Source organism: Rathayibacter sp. AY1H3, from assembly GCF_002932015.1.
On record NZ_PSUU01000033.1, the window covers coordinates 1 to 15020 of the forward strand.

The following is a 15020-nucleotide window of genomic DNA, read 5'->3' on the forward strand; positions in this document are numbered from 1 at the left end:
GGCGGGCGGCGACGCGGGCGCCGCGGACGCTGGTGCCCTGGGGGTCCAGCGGCGGGCTGACGACGGCGGCGCCGAGGCGGCCGGGAGCGGAGAGGACGAGGGCGCCCGAGACGCTCGACTTGGCGGGGACGCCGACCGCGCGCATCCAGCGGCCCGAGCCGTCGTAGACGCCGCACGTCGCCATGACCGCGACCACGTCGCGCGCGACCGACGCCGGCACGACCCGCTCGCCGGTCCCCGGGTGCACGCCGCCGAACGCGAGCGTCGCGCCCATCGCGGCCAGGTCGCGGACGTCGACCAGCACAGCGCACGCCCGGGCGTACGCGGAGACGGCGTCGTCGGCGCTGCGGTGCAGGGTGCCCTCCGCGCGCATCAGGTGCGCGAGGGCGTGGTTCCGGTCGCCGAGGAGGTGCTCGTCGGCGGCGACGCTCTCGTCGACGGAGAGCGGGCGGCCGGCGAAGGCGGAGAGGCCGCGGAGGATCCGCTCGCTCCGGCCGTCGGCGTCGCCCCCGTCGACCAGGGCGGCGGTCAGCAGCGCTCCCGCGTTGACCATCGGGTTCGGCGGACGCCCGGTGCCGCTCTCGAGCTTGAGGGCGTCGAAGGCCTCGCCGGTGGGCTCGATGCCGACGCGGTCGAGCGCGTCGCCGCCGGTGTCGAGGAGCGCGAGCGCGAACAGGAACGGCTTCACGGCCGACTGGATGCTGAACCGCGCCTCCGCGTCGGCGCTCGCGCGGACGGACCCGTCGGGCAGGACGAGCGCGATCGCGCAGAGACCCGGGTCGGCGTCCTTGAGCGCGGGGATGCTGTCGTCGACCTCGCCCCCGTCGTCCGGCAGCACCTCCCGGCGCAGCGCCTCGAGGTCGAAGGCCAGGGGATCGGGGAGGGGGCTCATCCGTCCACTCTGTCAGGGCGGGGAGCCCGTCGCGTCCCGGGCCTCAGACGAGCCCGAACTCCGCGTCCAGCGCGTCCAGCTCCGCGGCGAACGACGCGCGCAGACTCTCCTTCTCATCGGCGGGCAGCCAGGAGGCCTCCGCTCCGGTGAGCGCCATCGCGCGCAGCTGCGCGGCGCTCGCACCGATCGGGCCGGCGGCGAGGCGGTACTCGTCGGCGAGGGTGGTCGGGAACACCCCGGGATCGTCGGAGCAGGGCACGACCCGCAGTCCCGCGTCGAGCATCGCCCGGATGGACGCGCGCCGCCAGGGCCGCCAGGAGCGGCGCGAGGTCGTCGAGGCGACGGTGAACACGACGCCCTGCTCGCGGACGCGCTCGACGACGGCGGGGTCCTCGAGGACGAAGTAGCCGTGGTCGATCCGGTCGCAGCCCAGCAGATCGAGGCAGGTCGTCGTGTTGGTCGCGGTCGGGGCGTGCTCGGAGGAGTGGGCGGTCCGGCTCAGGCCGGCCTCCCCGGAGAGGCGGTAGGCGTCGGCGAAGCGCTCGGGCGGACCCGCCGTCTCGAGGTTGTCGAGCCCGATCCCCGCCACGTACTCGTGGGGGTGGCGGACGACCTCGCGGACCAGCTCGAGCGCCTCCTCCCCGCTGTGGCCCGGGGCCTGAGCCGGGACGGTTCCCGACGGGGCCCGCGGGTCCGCGCGGCTCCGGGAGGCCGGACGCGGTCCCGCGGGTGGGGCGCCGCTACGCCGTGAGGGCGACCGCCGTCCACGAGACGGGCGGGAGGGTCAGCGTCAGCACGCCGTCCTCGAGCGTCGCCGGGGCCTCGCGCAGGCGCACGCGGTCCTGGTCGTCGCGGGTGTTCTTCGCGTAGGGGTCCTCGTCGAACAGGGCCACCGCCTCCGCGATGCTCGAGACTCCGAGGCCGCTGACGTCGACGGTGACCTCGATCGGCTCCGTCTGCGAGCGGTTCACCAGGAAGACGGCCGCGCGGCCCTCGTCGACGGTGGCGACGGAGTCGATGAGCGGAGCGTCGCCGTGGCGGGCGGTCGAGTAGGTCCCCGCGTCGATCCGGGGGCGCAGCACCGAGCCGGAGGCCAGGCGCGCGGTGGTCGAGAACGGGAAGAACGTGGTCTGGCGCCACGCGGCTCCGCCCGGCTCGGTCATGATCGGCGCGATCACGTTGACGAGCTGCGCGAGGGAGGCGGAGGTGACCCGGTCGGAGTTCTTCAGCAGCGTGATCATCAGGTTGCCGAGGACGACGGCGTCGGCCACGGAGTAGACGTCCTCGAGCAGGCGCGGGGCGTAGGCCCACTCGCGGGCGCTCTGGTCGCCCTCGGCGTCGGCCTTCTCCTTGGCCTGCCACTCCTCGAGGTACCAGACGTTCCACTCGTCGAAGGAGAGCTTGATGTCCTTCGTCTTCTTGAGCTTGAACTTCACGTGGTCCACGGTCGCCGCGACGGTGGCGATGAAGTACTCCATGTCGAGGGAGGAGGCGAGGAAGGAGCCGAGGTCGCCGTCGTACTCCTGGTAGTAGGCGTGGCACGAGACGTACTCGACGTCGTCGTACGCGTGCTCGAGGACCACGCGCTCCCACTCGCCGAAGGTCGGCATCGACGAGCTCGACGAGCCGCAGACGACCAGCTCGAGCGAGGGGTCGGCGATCTTGAGGGCCTTGGCGGTGCGGGAGGCGAGCTTGCCGTAGTCGTCGGCGCTCATGTGGCCGACCTGCCAGGGGCCGTCCATCTCGTTCCCGAGGCACCACATGCGGATGTCGTAGGGCTCGGTCCCGCCGTTGGCGATGCGCTGGTCGGCGAGAGCGGTGCCGGCCGGTCCGTTGGCGTACTCGAGGACGTCGAGCGCCTCGAGGACGCCGCGGGTGCCGAGGTTGACGGCGTACATGATCTCGCTGCCGGTCAGCTCCGCCCACTTCGCGAAGTCGTCCAGCCCGACCTCGTTGGTCTCGAGCGAGTGCCAGGCCAGGTCGCGGCGGCGGGGGCGCTCGGAGCGCGGGCCGACGCCGTCCTCCCAGCGGTAGCCCGAGACGAAGTTGCCGCCGGGGTAGCGGATCGTCGTGGTGCCCAGCTCCTTGACCAGCTCGACCACGTCGAGGCGGAACCCGTCCTCGTTCGAGGCGGGGTGGCCGGGCTCGTAGATGCCGTCGTACACGCAGCGGCCGAGGTGCTCGACGAACGAGCCGAAGAGGCGCGGAGTGACGGGGGCGACGACCGCGGCTGGGTCGAGGCTGATGCGCGCGGTGGCGGTGGGGGCGTCGGTCATGAGGGCCTTTCGGGCTTCGGGCTCCCGCAGCGGGCTCGGCGGCGAGCGGTCTTTCTAACGTTGTACACGATGGTCCGCCCCGGCTCGGCCGCTGTCAAGAGCGGCACCGGCCCCCTCCTGCCTCGCTGCTCGCCGCTGCCGACGGCGGCAGACCTCTTCGGGCGTCGCGTCTCCCCGCCGCCGCTCAGCGCACCTGTGCTCGACTGGGCGGGTGCCCTCCTCCGATGCCGCCACCGACGCCTGCTCCGAGCTCGCCGACCGCGCCGACGCCCTCGCGGCATCGCATCCCCGCCCGCGCGCGTTCCTCGCGGCCGTCGCGAAGGACGTCGCCGGCATCCGCAGCGCCCCGCTCGGCGCCCTCGACCTGGCGCACGGCGGCCGCAACCGGGTCCGGGGGAAGGGCTTCCGCCGCGCCTACGACGACGGCACCCGCGGCCAGGCCCGCCACTTCGCCGGCGTCGCGGGCGCCACGCTGTACCTCGGCGGCCCGCTCGCGCACCTGTTCCTCCGGACCGTCGGCGGCGACGTCCGCGGCTCGGCCGACGACCGGCTGACGACGCGGGCCGTGGAGTGGAGTCGGCTCCTCCGCCGCGGCGAGCTGGCCGTCGCGGACGCGGGAGCGTGGATCCGCCGTGAGATCTGCGGCAGCGGGACCTGCGCCTAGGCCCCGGCCGACGCCCGGCCGACCGGCGGGTCCTCCGCGATCGGCCGGCCCGCGGTCGACTCCCGGGCGACCACGGTGAACGCCGCCTCGTGGAGCGTCCCGGGGCCGGTGCGGGTGCCCTCGATCCGGGCCTGCAGCACCTCGACCGCAGTGCGCGCGATCTCGTCGCGCCCCGAGTCCACGCTGGAGAGGCTGGGGGAGGAGTAGCCCGCCTCGTCGATGTCGTCGAAGCCGATCACCGCCACCTCCTCGGGCACGCGGACCCCCGCCTCCTGGAGCGCACGGACCGCGCCGAGCGCGAGGGTGTCGTTGAGTGCGAACACGGCGTCGAAGTCGAGCCCGGAGGCGAGCACGCGGCGCATCGCCTCGGCGCCGCCGGAGCGCCGCCACGGGCCCGAGACGCCGATCATCCGCTCGTCGTAGGCGATGCCGGCCTCGGCGAGCGCGGCGCGGTAGCCCTCGAGGCGGAGCGACGCCGAGCTGACCGCGGCGTCGGGGTGCGTCCCGAGCGCCACGATCCGGCGCCTTCCGGAGGCGAGCAGGTGCGCGGTGGCCGCGTGCGCCGCCGCGGTGTTCTGCATGGTGACGTGGTCGACCAGCCCGGTGAAGATCCGCTCGCCGAGCAGCACCAGGGGGAAGCCGACCGCGAGCGCGTCCTCGTCGGCGAGGCCCAGCGGGCTGAAGAGCAGGCCGTCGGTGAGCTGCCGGCGCTCGCTCGCCAGCACGCTCCGCTCGCGCTCGGGGTCGCCGCCGGTCTGCTCGATCAGCACCGTCAGGCCGCGCTCGTCGGCGGCGCGCATCACGCTGTCGGCGAGCTCGGCGAAGTAGGGGAGGCTCAGCTCCGGCAGGGCGAGGCCGATCACGCCGGTGCGGCCGCGGCGCAGGCTCCGCGCGGAGAGGTTGGGCCGGTAGCCCAGCTGCGCGATGGCCGCCTGCACCCGGGAGCGGGTGGCCGGGCGCACATGCGGATAGTCGTTGATCACGTTCGAGACGGTCTTGATCGAGACGTCGGCGGCGCGGGCGACGTCGTGCAGCGTGACGGCCACGGTCCTCCCTCCGCTCGGCCCTCACGCTACCCCGGGGCTCCGCTCCGGCCTGTCGCGGATCGACGCCGGGGCGGCGTGCGGGCGGGGCGCGCCGCCGGAGCAGGACGCGCCCCGCGGCCGATCAGGTGTACCAGCTGGGCTCGGGGACGGTGTCGAGCAGGGCGAAGACGCCGACCTCGCGGCGCTTGTAGGGCAGCGGATCGTGCAGGGAGTGGGTGCGGAGGTTCCGCCAGTAGAGGTCGAGTCCGACCGAGCTGGCGGAGGCGCGGGCGCCGGTCAGCTCGAAGACGCGGGTCGCCGTCGCGAGGCCGTCCTCCACGATCCGCGCCTTGGCGGCGGCGATCCGCACGGCGATCTCGCCGCGGCGCCGAGGCGTCAGCTCCTCGCGCGGAGCGTGCAGCGCGGCCGAGAGCGCGGCCCCCGTCGCGTCGATCAGCGCCTCGTCGGCCCAGAGCCGGGACTGCAGGTCGCCGTATCCCTCGAGCACGTACCACTCGTCGCCGGCGCGCTCCTTGTCGTCGCCGCCGTACGGCCAGGCCCGGGTGCGCTCGCGGGTGTACTGCGCCGCGCGCTCGAGAGCTCCCTGCGCGATGCCGAGGTAGAACTCGGCGAAGACCTGCTGGATGACGGGCACGTTGAGGGTGTTGTAGACGAGCGGACGGTAGACCTTGTCGACGAAGCCGGCCGCGGCCGCCCACGGCACGCGGACGCCGCGGATCTCGACGGAGCCGGACTCGGTGAGCCGCTGGCCGAGGCTGTCCCAGTCGCGGCCGAAGACGATCCCCTCCTGATCGGTGGGCACGATCGCGAAGAGGTGGGTGTCCGTCCCCTCGAGCACCCCCTCGAGCACGGTCAGGTCGCTGACCACGCCGCCGGTCGAGAACGACTTGCGGCCGGTGAAGACCAGCTCGTCGCCCTCCTCCCGCACGGTGAGGTCGGAGTCGCGCGGGTTCACCGCGCCTCCGTAGAGGAGGTCCCCCTCGGTCGCGAGCTGCTCGACCGCGATGATCTGCTCAGGGGTCCCCACGAGGCGGGCCGCCCAGGCCCAAAGGTAGTGGTAGCCGAGCAGCTGGCCGATCGAGCCGTCGCCGCGCGCGACGGTGCGGACGACGCGGAGGGCGGTGGTCCACTCCTGGGCGCCGCCGCCGTGCTCGGCGGGCCCGAGCAGCGTGACGAGGCCGGCCGCCTTGAGCAGGGCGACCTCGGCGAAGGGGGCGGCGCCGGCGCGGTCGCGCTCGAGGGCGTCGGTCGCGAGCACGGCGGCGACCTCCTCGGCGCGGACGAGCCAGGCGTCGGGGGAGTCGGGCCGGGGGGCGGCCGACCAGTGCTCGGCGGCGGCGCCGATCGTCGTCGCGGCGTCGGTGCCGATGGTCGTCGGTGCGGTGGTGGTCACGGTGTCCTCGTCTCGTCGGGGGCGGTGTGCAGCGACTGTGCCAGGGGCGAGGTGCCCGGAGCGAGGCGCGTGTCGCCCCGTGTCCGCGTGTGTCGGCGGATGACCGGCGGGCGCCTCCGCACGATTTTGACAATCGTTATCAATAGCCGTTAGCGTGGGGGCACCCGCCCGGCCCCTGACCCAGATCGGCTCACCGTGAAGACCCGCCTCCTCGCCCTCACCGCCCTCCTCGGCGGCACCGCGCTCGCCCTGAGCGGCTGCTCCGGAGCGGGCAGCGCCTCCGACAGCTCCTCCGCCGCCGCCGCGGGCGGGCGCGTGAAGGTCGTCGCGTCGACGAACGTCTACGGCGACCTCGTCTCGAGCATCGGCGGCGACCTGGTCGAGGTGACCAGCATCATCGACAGCCCGGACAAGGACCCGCACGAGTACGAGGCCACCGCCCGCGACCAGCTCGCCGTGTCCGGCGCGACCCTCGTGATCGAGAACGGCGGCGGCTACGACCACTTCCTCGACACCATGATCAGCGCGGCCGGCACCGAGGCCCCCGTCATCACGGCCACCGTGATCGCCGGCCTGGAGGACGTCCACGACCACGCGGAGGAGGAGGAGTCGGAGGGCGGGCACGAGCACGCGGAGTTCAACGAGCACGTCTGGTACGACCTCTCGGTGATGAAGGAGGTCGCGGGGCGGATCGGCGACGAGCTCGCCGCGCTCGACCCCGACAACGCCTCCGCCTACTCCGCCAATCTCGCCACACTCGACGAGGGGCTCGACGCCCTGATCGCCCGCGAGGGCGAGCTGAAGGGCACGCTCTCCGGCCGCTCCATCGCGATCACCGAGCCCGTCCCGCTGTACATGACCGATGCGCTCGGCCTGACCGACGCGACTCCCGAGGCCTTCAGCGAGGCGGTCGAGGAGGGCACCGACGTCCCCGCGACCACGCTCCAGGAGACGCTGGCGCTGTTCTCCGGCGAGGCCGTCGACGCGCTGATCTACAACGAGCAGACCGAGGGCGCGCAGACGGACGCGGTGCTCGACGCCGCGAAGGCCGCCGGGATCCCGGCCGTCCCCGTCACCGAGACGCTGCCCGAGGGCGACGACTACACCGGCTGGATGACCGCCAACCTCGACGCGATCGAGGGAGCCCTCTCCCAGTGAGCCACGACTCCCCGACCAGGCCCGTCTCCCCGGAGGCGGGCCCTTCGGCGTCCGTGCTGCGGCTGCGCGGCGCCGGGCTCCGCTTCGGCGACCGCGAGCTGTGGAGCGGCGTCGACCTCGACGTGCGCGCCGGCGAGTTCGTCGCGGTGCTCGGGGCGAACGGCTCCGGCAAGACGAGCCTCCTGCGCGCGGTGCTCGGTCAGCAGCAGCTGAGCGCGGGGGAGCTGCAGGTGCTCGGCGAGCCCGTGCACCGCGGCAACCGGCGCATCGGCTACATCCCGCAGCAGAGGCTCGCCGACGAGGGCACTCCGCTGCGCGCGCGCGATCTGCTCGGGCTCGGGATCGACGGCCACCGGTTCGGCCTGCCCCTGCCCTCCCGCTCCCGGCGCGCGGCCGTCGACGCGCTGCTCGAGGCCGTCGGCGCCACCGCCTTCGCCGACGCCCCCATCGGCAGCCTGTCCGGCGGCGAGCAGCAGCGCGTCCGCGTCGGCCAGGCGCTCGCGGGCGACCCGGCGCTCCTGCTCTGCGACGAGCCGCTGATCGCGCTCGACCTCGCCCACCAGCGGGCGGTCAGCGAGCTGATCGACCGGCACCGCCGCGAGCGGAACCTCGGCGTCCTCTTCGTCACGCACGACGTGAATCCGGTGCTCGGCATGGTGGACCGCGTGCTCTACCTCGCCGGCGGCCGGTTCCGGATCGGCACCCCCGACGAGGTCCTGCGCTCGGAGGTGCTCAGCGAGCTCTACGACGCACCCGTCGACGTGATCCGCGCCCGGGGCCGGGTCATCGTGGTCGGCGCCCCCGACCACTCGCACGTGCACGAGCACGAGGAGGGGCAGTCGTGACGGACGTCTGGTCGCAGATCTTCGACTTCTCGGACTACGGAGCGCTGCTGTCGCTCCTGATGAACTCGGTGATCGCCGGCGCGGTCCTCGGAGTGGTCGGCGGGCTCATCGGCGTCTTCGTGATGTCGCGCGACATGGCCTTCGCGGTCCACGGCATCAGCGAGCTCTCGTTCGCGGGGGCCTCCGCGGGGCTGCTGCTGGGCGTCGGCGTCGTCGAGGGATCGATCGTCGGCTCGCTGATCGCGGCGGTCCTGATCGGCGTGCTCGGCTCGCGCGCCCGCGACCGCAACTCGATCATCGCGGTGCTGATGCCGTTCGGACTCGGCATCGGCATCCTCTGCCTGGCCCTCTACCCGGGCCGCAGCGCGAACAAGTTCGGCCTGCTCACGGGTCAGATCGTCGCGGTCGACGACCCGCAGCTCGGGTGGCTGATCGGCATCTCGGTGGTCGTCCTCGTCGGTCTCGCGCTGATCTGGCGCCCCCTCACCTTCGCGAGCGTCGACGCCGACGTGGCGGCCGCGCGCGGCATCCCCACCCGGGCGCTCTCGATCGCGTTCATGCTCCTGCTCGGCCTCGCGGTCGCCGTCTCGGTGCAGATCGTCGGCTCGCTGCTCGTGCTCGCGATCCTGGTGACGCCGGCGGCCGCGGCGCTGCGCCTCTCCGCCTCGCCGGTGGTCGTGCCGCTGCTGAGCGTGCTCTTCGCCGTCGGCGCGCTGGTGGGCGGCATCCTGCTCGCGCTGGGCGGATCGATCCCGATCAGCCCCTACGTGACGACGATCTCGTTCGCGATCTACGCGGTCTGCCGGATCATCGGCCGGAAGGGCGTCCGGCGCTCCCGGCTCGCCGTCGGCGGGGGGCGGTAGCGTGGCCCGGGTCGTGCGGAGTGGAGGTGGTCCAGTGGTCAAGCGCAACACGTGGCAGCGCGAGGCGGTGCGCGAGGCTCTCGGGCGTCGCGAGGACTTCGTCAGCGCCCAGGGCCTGCACAGTGCGCTGCACGCCTCCGGCTCGCCGATCGGGCTCGCGACGGTCTACCGCGCGCTCTCGGACCTGGCCGTGGAGGGCGAGGCCGACTCGCTGCAGTCGCCCGAGGGCGAGAGCCTCTACCGCGCCTGCACGCCGGGCACGCACCACCACCACCTGATCTGCCGCCGCTGCGGGCTGACGGTCGAGATCGCGGCCGACGAGGTCGAGGAGTGGGCGCGCTCGGTCGCGTCGCAGAACGGCTTCACGGACGCGCACCACGTCGTGGACGTCTTCGGGCTCTGCGCGGCCTGCACCGCGGGGCTCGCCGAGGCCTGAGGGTGGTCCGGCCGGGAGCCCGTCCGCGGGCGCCCCTCGATCCTGGTCCGGCTCAGGCCGGGAGGAACACCCCGATCGACCGGTCCTTCACCACGGAGCCGGCGGGCAGCACCCGTCCGCTCATCGCGAGGTAGACGCCCGGCGGCAGCAGCTGTACGGCGGCCACCGCGGTGCCGAGGTTGAACGCGGCGTCGCTGTCGAGCATCCGTGCGGGCTGCATCGCGCCGGTGAGGACGACCACCCGATCGCGGACGACGCCGAGGGCCTCGGCCGTCGCGGTCATCGTGTCGGTGCCGTGGGTGAGGACGATCCGGTCCTCCTCGGCGGCGAGCACCCGCTCGCGGATGAGGGCCCGATCGGCGTCGTCGAGCTCGAGGCTGTCCTTGGCGAGGACCTCCTCGACGCGGAACTCGAGCGTGGTGAGCACCGGGGCGAGCAGGCGCGGCACCATCGGGGCGCCGATCTCGAGCTCGCCCGCGAGCGAGTACTCCTTGTCGACGGTGCCACCGGTGGTGAGGACGAGGATGCGGTCAGTCACGCGATCAGACTAGGCGCCGCCTCCGACACCGGCACGTTCGTGCGCAGTGGCCGCGCCACGGCGGCGACGGCGGCCCGCATCGGGAACGATGGAGGGCATGACATCCTCCTCCCCGTCCCTCCTCCGCACCGGCGCCAAGGTGCTCCTCGGCTCCGCCCTCCTCTTCGCGGGGGTGAGCCACCTCACCCGCAAGCGGGAGGAGTTCCAGGCGCAGGTGCCCGAGTGGGTGCCGCTGGACAAGGACGCGGTCGTGCTCGCCTCGGGCGTGGTGGAGATCGGCCTGGGCGCCTCCCTGGTGCTCGCGCGCCGCCGGGCGCCGCTGGTCGGAGCCGCGGCCGCCGCCTTCTTCACCGCGATCTTCCCGGGCAACGTCTCGCAGTGGGTGACGCGGACGAGCGCCTTCGGCCTCGACACCGACCGCAAGCGCGCCGTGCGCCTCGCGTTCCAGCCGCTGCTGGTGGCGTGGGCGCTCTGGTCGACCCGTCGTCCGCGGGGCTGATCCCTCTCATCGGATCCCGCTCGCCGGGCGGCACGACGCCGGCCGTGAGCGCGTGCCGCCCGCCGCCCGCCGCAGAGGATCCCCCTCAGCCGTCGCCGTGCTGCGCCTCGGCCAGCAGCGGCGCGAGCAGCTCCTCGATCCGGCGGCGCGCCCCCTCGGCGTCGCCCGCGGCGATCGCCTCGACCAGCTCGGCGTGCTGGCGGGCGTGCACGTCCTCCTCGCCGACGACGTCCTCCTCCAGCACCGACTCGAACATGCCGGTGAGGCCGTCGTAGAGCTCGACGAACAGGTCGTTGTGAGTCGCGACGACGACGGCCCGGTGCAGCGCGGTGTCGGCGGCGATCCGCTCGGCGAGCTCCGGCGCCTCCCACGAGCGGGCCCGGCGGGCCAGCAGGGAGCGGAGGGCGGCGACGTCCTCCCCGGTGCGGCGCTCGGCCGCCAGCGCGGCCGTCGCCCCGTCGATCGCGAACCGCAGCTCGAGGCCCTCCCGGCGGGCGGCGCTCGGGATGCGGCGGCGCAGCGACTCGGCGAGCTGCGAGCGCGCGGTGACGAACGTGCCGCGCCCCTGCTCCCGCCGCACGAGGCCCGCCTGCACGAGGGCCTGGACGGCCTCGCGGACGGAGTTGCGTCCGGCGCCGGTCCAGCGGGCGAGCTCGGCCTCCACCGGGATCCGCTCGCCGACGGCCCAGCGGCCCGAGCGGATCTCCTCGTGGAACAGCGCCGTGACGTGGTCGATCACGCTCTCGCGCTGGAACGGCGCCGCGGGGCTAGACTCGCCAGGATTCATCCCATCATCCTATCTCTCGGGGACTCCATGACCGCAGCACCGACGCTCCGCGCCACCGCCCTCCTGGCCCTCGCCGCCATCGCGATCACCGCGCTGAACCTCCGCACCGCCGTCACCGGCTTCAGCCCGCTGCTCGACACGATCGGCACCGATCTCGGCTTCGGGCCCTCGCTCTACGGGGCGCTGGGGACGATCGTCACCGCCTCCTTCGCCGTCTTCGGCTTCGTCGCCGCGGCCGTCTCGCGCCGGATCGGCCTGGAGCGCACGCTCGCGATCGCGACGCTGGTGACCACGCTGGGCATCGCCCTCCGCGCGCTGAGCCCGAGCCCGGTCGCTCTGGTGCTCTCGACCGTCGTCGCCTTCGCGGGCGTGGGCACCACGAACGTGCTCATCGTGCCGATCGTGAAGCGGTACTTCGCCGAGCGGATCAAGACGGTCAGCTCGCTCTACCTGGCGCTGCTGCAGGTGGGCCAGTTCGTCGCTCCGCTGGTCGCGGTGCCGCTGGCCTCGACGGCGGGGTGGCGCTGGGCGATCGGGATCTGGGCCGTGATGACGGCCGCGGCCTGCCTGCTCTGGGCGGCGCTCGCGGCCCGCGGAGGAGGCGGGGCGGCTCCGGCCGCCGCCGGCGGCCGTGTGGACGGGGCGTGGCGCACGCCGCTGCTCTGGGCGATGGTGCTGATGCTCGGGATGACCGGTCTGCACACCTACGGGATCATCACCTGGCTGCCGACGATCCTCGTCGACGCGGGCGCGGATCCGGCGCAGGGCGGGGCGCTGCTGGCGCTGTTCTCGGTGTTCGGCCTCGCCGCCGCCTTCGTGGTGCCGCCGCTGACTCTGGGGATGCGCAACCCGGTCGTGGTCGTGGTGGTGTGCTGCGTGCTGCTCGCCGTCGGCTACGCGGGCCTCGTCGTCGCTCCGCTGGAGGGTGCCGTGGCGTGGGTGGTCTGCCTCGGGCTCGGCGTCAGCACGTTCCCGATGACGCTGACGCTCGTGAACGCGCGGACGCGGACGACCACCGGCTCCTCGACCCTCTCCGGCGCCACGCAGGGGCTCGGCTACGGGCTCGCCTGCCTCGGTCCGCTGCTGATCGGCGTGCTCTACGAGGCGCAGGGGGACTGGGGCGGCGCGTACGCGCTGCTGTTCGCCGGAGTGGCGGTGCTGCTGGTCAGCGGGATCGTCGCGTGCCGTCCGCGGTTCCTCGAGGACGAGGCGGCGCTCCGCCGGGCCTGAGCGGCGGCGCTCAGCGCGACGCGGCCGGAGCGAGCGCGGAGACGATCCGCCCCAGCCCGAAGCGCCAGGCGCTCTCCACATCGCCGCCGAGGGTGAAGGCGCCGGTGATCTCCATCCCGATGAACCCCGTCGCCCAGGCGGTCAGCGTGCGCGCCGCCTCGAGGGCGTCCTCCTCGCCCGCCAGCTGCGCGGTGAGGTCCAGCAGGCGGGCGCTCGCCGCGTCGCGGTACTCCTGGGCGGTGACGGGCGTGCCGGGAGCGGGGGCCGTCACGAGGAGGAACGCGGCCGGCCGGAGCTCCTGGCCGAGCTGCGCGCAATGGGCCGCACCCTCGACGACGTGCGCGGCGTCGTGCTGACCCACGGCGACTCCGACCACGTGGGCTTCGCCGAGCGCCTGCGCCGCGACCACGGCGTGCCGGTCCACGTGCACGCCGCCGACGCCGAGCGGGCGAAAAGCGGGGCGAAGCCGAGGACCGCGACACCGCGGCTGCGTGTCCTGCCGCTCCTCGGCTTCGCGGCCTACGCGCTGCGGAAGGGCATCGCGACGGTCCCGCCGCTCACCGAGGTCGTCGAGGTGCACGACGGGCAGACGCTCGACCTGCCGGGCGCTCCCCGCGTGATCGCGCTCCCGGGCCACTCCCCGGGGAGCATCGCCGTGCACGTGCCGCTGGCCGACGCGGTCTTCGTCGGCGACGGGCTGACCACCCGCCACGTGCTCACCGGTCGCACGGGTCCGCAGCCCGCGCCCTTCACCGACGAGCCGGAGCAGGCGCTCGCGTCGCTCCGGGCGCTCCTGGCCACCGGGGCGCGCTGGGTGCTCCCGGGCCACGGAGCGCCGTGGAGCGGCGGGATCGAGGCGGCGGTCCGGCTGGTCGAGAGCGCCTGAGGCCCGGAGCCGCTCAGGAGGCAGGGACGAGCTTCCAGCGGTCGGCGAGGATCTCGAGGCCCTTGTCGAAGGTCGCCGACCACGCCGTGACGTCGTGGGCGCTGTCCGGCACCTCGAGGTAGGTGGCGCTCATGCCGGCGGCGACGGCCGCGGCGTAGACGGTCTTCGCTCCGGGGAGGAACGAGGTGTCCTCGGCGCCGACTCCGAAGATCGCGACGGTGCCGGTGTAGGGGGCGTTCGCCGCGAGGACGTTCACCGGCTTCGCGGCCTCGTAGGCGGCCTGGTCGCCGCCGAACCCCTGCGCGACCGTCGCCGCCTCGCTGCCGAGGGTCGGCGCGAGCTCGCCCGAGGCGTCGACGATGTTGCCGAAGAGCGACGGGTGGCCGGCGCCGAGCTGGATCGAGCAGGTCCCGCCCTGCGAGAGGCCGCCGATCGCCCAGTGCTGCGCGTCGCCGAGCACCGGCAGGTTGGCGCGGATCCAGTTCGGGACGTCGACGGTGAGGTAGGTGGCCGACTTCCCGAGCGGCGAGTCGACGCACATCGGGTTCCTGTCCGGATCGCCCAGCTGGTCGGGCGACACGACGATCGGCGCGAGGCCGGCGTGCGCGGCGGCGTAGGCGTCGAGGGTCTGCTGGAACTTCTCGGTCGAGAGCGGATCGGAGGGCGACCCCGGCTGCCCCGAGAGCATGATCATCACCGGCAGCAGCGGCGGGGTCGCGGTGAGGGCCGCGGGCGGGAGGTAGACCACGGCGTCGCGGGCCGGGAAGCCCGACGCGGTGGCGGGGATGGCGACCGTCGAGACCGAGCCGACGGCGGGCATCCCGGCCGGGGCCGTCCAGGTCGCGAGGTCCGAGTGCGGTCCGTCCGCGGCGGCGACCGGCACGGAGGAGTCGGAGTACGCGCTGATCCCGAGCGCGCTGCGCACGGTGGGGTACTGGCCGAAGTCGATGTTGACGGTCATCGCGGCCGCCGCGACGATGAGCACTCCGGCCGCGAGCGATGCGAGAACCCCCCGCGCGCGGCGGCGGGCGATCGCGTGCCCGAGGACGACCAGGGCGACGCCCAGCCCGCCGATCCCGAGGCCGATCGCGACCCGGGTGACCGGCGTGAAGTCGACGCCGAACGGGCCGTCGGGCCCGTCGACGAGGGCGGCCAGGGCGGCGCCGCCGATCAGGCCCAGGAGGAGGACCGCGACGGCGATCCCGCCGCGTCGGGAGCGCCCGCGGCGGGGAGCGCGGACGTGGGCGGCGAGCAGGAGGAGGAGCGCTCCGATCGCGAGCACGTAGACGGCGACGACGAGGGGGCCGGAGACGAGGCTCAGGTCGAGGAGAGAGGTCATGCGTCGATCCGGTCGGAGGGTGCTCGGGCGGGCGTCAGTCTGGCGGCGGTCTCTGGAGGAGAGCCGGGAGCTGTCGGGAGCGATTCTCCTCCCCGGGCGCGGATCCACCGAGCTCTCCACCGATCGGGCGCAACCCCGCGCGCCGCGCCGCCGCTCCCGCCTAGCGTG

At 74.3% G+C, this 15020-nt stretch carries 17 protein-coding genes; 8 read left to right on the forward strand and 9 right to left on the reverse strand.

The annotated features are described in order from the left end of the window. From glsA to C5C33_RS12925, 3 genes are all read right to left on the reverse strand, one after another. Positions 1-892, reverse strand: an 892-nt coding sequence (gene glsA, locus C5C33_RS12915) for a glutaminase A (protein ID WP_104261294.1), incomplete at its 3' end; no start/stop codon positions are given. 43 nt (positions 893-935) lie between these two features. Then, complete coding sequence (locus tag C5C33_RS12920; protein ID WP_104261295.1) at positions 936-1517, reverse strand: hypothetical protein; 582 nt, start codon at positions 1515-1517, stop codon at positions 936-938. 115 nt (positions 1518-1632) lie between these two features. After that, on the reverse strand, positions 1633-3168 hold the full coding sequence (locus tag C5C33_RS12925; protein ID WP_104261296.1) for an alpha-N-arabinofuranosidase: 1536 nt from the start codon (positions 3166-3168) through the stop codon (positions 1633-1635). 211 nt (positions 3169-3379) lie between these two features. Here C5C33_RS12925 and C5C33_RS12930 point away from each other — a divergent pair, with 211 nt between their 5' ends. Beyond that, positions 3380-3832, forward strand: coding sequence for a hypothetical protein (locus C5C33_RS12930; RefSeq protein WP_104261297.1), 453 nt, complete (start codon positions 3380-3382; stop codon positions 3830-3832). On the opposite strand, the gene C5C33_RS12935 is transcribed toward C5C33_RS12930, so the two are convergent. Together C5C33_RS12935 and C5C33_RS12940 are read right to left on the reverse strand one after the other, a co-directional pair. Beyond that, entirely contained in the window at positions 3829-4878 is a 1050-nt protein-coding gene (locus C5C33_RS12935) for a LacI family DNA-binding transcriptional regulator (protein WP_104224545.1), read from the reverse strand. The genes C5C33_RS12930 and C5C33_RS12935 overlap by 4 nt on opposite strands. Before the next feature lie 121 nt (positions 4879-4999). Continuing rightward, positions 5000-6271: an acyl-CoA dehydrogenase family protein gene (locus tag C5C33_RS12940; protein WP_258069238.1), complete on the reverse strand. Its 1272-nt coding sequence runs from the start codon at positions 6269-6271 to the stop codon at positions 5000-5002. Between the two features lie 195 nt (positions 6272-6466). Here C5C33_RS12940 and C5C33_RS12945 point away from each other — a divergent pair, with 195 nt between their 5' ends. Genes C5C33_RS12945 through C5C33_RS12960 form a run of 4 tightly spaced genes read left to right on the forward strand, consistent with a single transcriptional unit; the run spans position 6467 to position 9573 of the window. Beyond that, positions 6467-7429, forward strand: a complete 963-nt coding sequence (locus C5C33_RS12945; RefSeq protein ID WP_104261298.1) for a metal ABC transporter solute-binding protein, Zn/Mn family — start codon at positions 6467-6469, stop codon at positions 7427-7429. Beyond that, positions 7426-8274, forward strand: coding sequence for a metal ABC transporter ATP-binding protein (locus C5C33_RS12950; protein ID WP_104224543.1), 849 nt, complete (start codon positions 7426-7428; stop codon positions 8272-8274). The genes C5C33_RS12945 and C5C33_RS12950 overlap by 4 nt, the downstream gene beginning before the upstream one ends. Positions 8275-8333: 59 nt before the next feature. Further along, positions 8334-9137, forward strand: coding sequence for a metal ABC transporter permease (locus C5C33_RS12955; RefSeq protein WP_104224551.1), 804 nt, complete (start codon positions 8334-8336; stop codon positions 9135-9137). A gap of 34 nt (positions 9138-9171) precedes the next feature. Next, entirely contained in the window at positions 9172-9573 is a 402-nt protein-coding gene (locus C5C33_RS12960) for a Fur family transcriptional regulator (RefSeq protein ID WP_104224542.1), read from the forward strand. A 52-nt stretch (positions 9574-9625) separates the two neighbouring features. Here the strand turns inward: C5C33_RS12960 and C5C33_RS12965 are convergent, their stop codons facing one another. Then, positions 9626-10111 carry an asparaginase domain-containing protein gene (locus tag C5C33_RS12965; protein ID WP_104224541.1) on the reverse strand — a complete coding sequence of 162 codons (486 nt, stop codon included), beginning with the start codon at positions 10109-10111 and terminating at the stop codon, positions 9626-9628. Between the two features lie 97 nt (positions 10112-10208). Between C5C33_RS12965 and C5C33_RS12970 the strand changes: the two genes are divergently transcribed. Further along, positions 10209-10610, forward strand: a complete 402-nt coding sequence (locus C5C33_RS12970; RefSeq protein ID WP_104224540.1) for a hypothetical protein — start codon at positions 10209-10211, stop codon at positions 10608-10610. An 85-nt stretch (positions 10611-10695) separates the two neighbouring features. On the opposite strand, the gene C5C33_RS12975 is transcribed toward C5C33_RS12970, so the two are convergent. Then, positions 10696-11397 (reverse strand): FadR/GntR family transcriptional regulator, encoded by a 702-nt coding sequence (locus tag C5C33_RS12975; RefSeq protein ID WP_104261299.1) that lies wholly within the window; start codon positions 11395-11397, stop codon positions 10696-10698. 27 nt (positions 11398-11424) lie between these two features. On the opposite strand from C5C33_RS12975, the gene C5C33_RS12980 reads away from it, so the two are divergent. After that, positions 11425-12627: an MFS transporter gene (locus tag C5C33_RS12980; RefSeq protein WP_104261300.1), complete on the forward strand. Its 1203-nt coding sequence runs from the start codon at positions 11425-11427 to the stop codon at positions 12625-12627. Between the two features lie 10 nt (positions 12628-12637). Here C5C33_RS12980 and C5C33_RS12985 read toward each other — a convergent pair whose 3' ends face one another. After that, positions 12638-12988 (reverse strand): TetR-like C-terminal domain-containing protein, encoded by a 351-nt coding sequence (locus tag C5C33_RS12985; RefSeq protein ID WP_146085782.1) that lies wholly within the window; start codon positions 12986-12988, stop codon positions 12638-12640. On the opposite strand from C5C33_RS12985, the gene C5C33_RS12990 reads away from it, so the two are divergent. Further along, complete coding sequence (locus C5C33_RS12990; RefSeq protein WP_258069239.1) at positions 12965-13513, forward strand: MBL fold metallo-hydrolase; 549 nt, start codon at positions 12965-12967, stop codon at positions 13511-13513. The genes C5C33_RS12985 and C5C33_RS12990 overlap by 24 nt on opposite strands. A 13-nt stretch (positions 13514-13526) precedes the next feature. On the opposite strand, the gene C5C33_RS12995 is transcribed toward C5C33_RS12990, so the two are convergent. Continuing rightward, positions 13527-14852 carry an esterase family protein gene (locus tag C5C33_RS12995; protein ID WP_104261303.1) on the reverse strand — a complete coding sequence of 442 codons (1326 nt, stop codon included), beginning with the start codon at positions 14850-14852 and terminating at the stop codon, positions 13527-13529. Between the last annotated feature and the right edge of the window lie 168 nt (positions 14853-15020).

Excerpts from the sequence above, each read along its gene's own strand:
- C5C33_RS12980 (WP_104261300.1), top strand. The coding sequence starts at position 11,425 with ATGACCGCAGCACCGACGCTCCGCGCCACCGCCCTCCTGGCCCTCGCC.
- C5C33_RS12995 (WP_104261303.1), bottom strand. The coding sequence starts at position 14,852 with ATGACCTCTCTCCTCGACCTGAGCCTCGTCTCCGGCCCCCTCGTCGTC.
- C5C33_RS12925 (WP_104261296.1), bottom strand. The coding sequence starts at position 3,168 with ATGACCGACGCCCCCACCGCCACCGCGCGCATCAGCCTCGACCCAGCC.
- C5C33_RS12970 (WP_104224540.1), top strand. The coding sequence starts at position 10,209 with ATGACATCCTCCTCCCCGTCCCTCCTCCGCACCGGCGCCAAGGTGCTC.
- C5C33_RS12955 (WP_104224551.1), top strand. The coding sequence starts at position 8,334 with ATGAACTCGGTGATCGCCGGCGCGGTCCTCGGAGTGGTCGGCGGGCTC.
- C5C33_RS12975 (WP_104261299.1), bottom strand. The coding sequence starts at position 11,397 with ATGAATCCTGGCGAGTCTAGCCCCGCGGCGCCGTTCCAGCGCGAGAGC.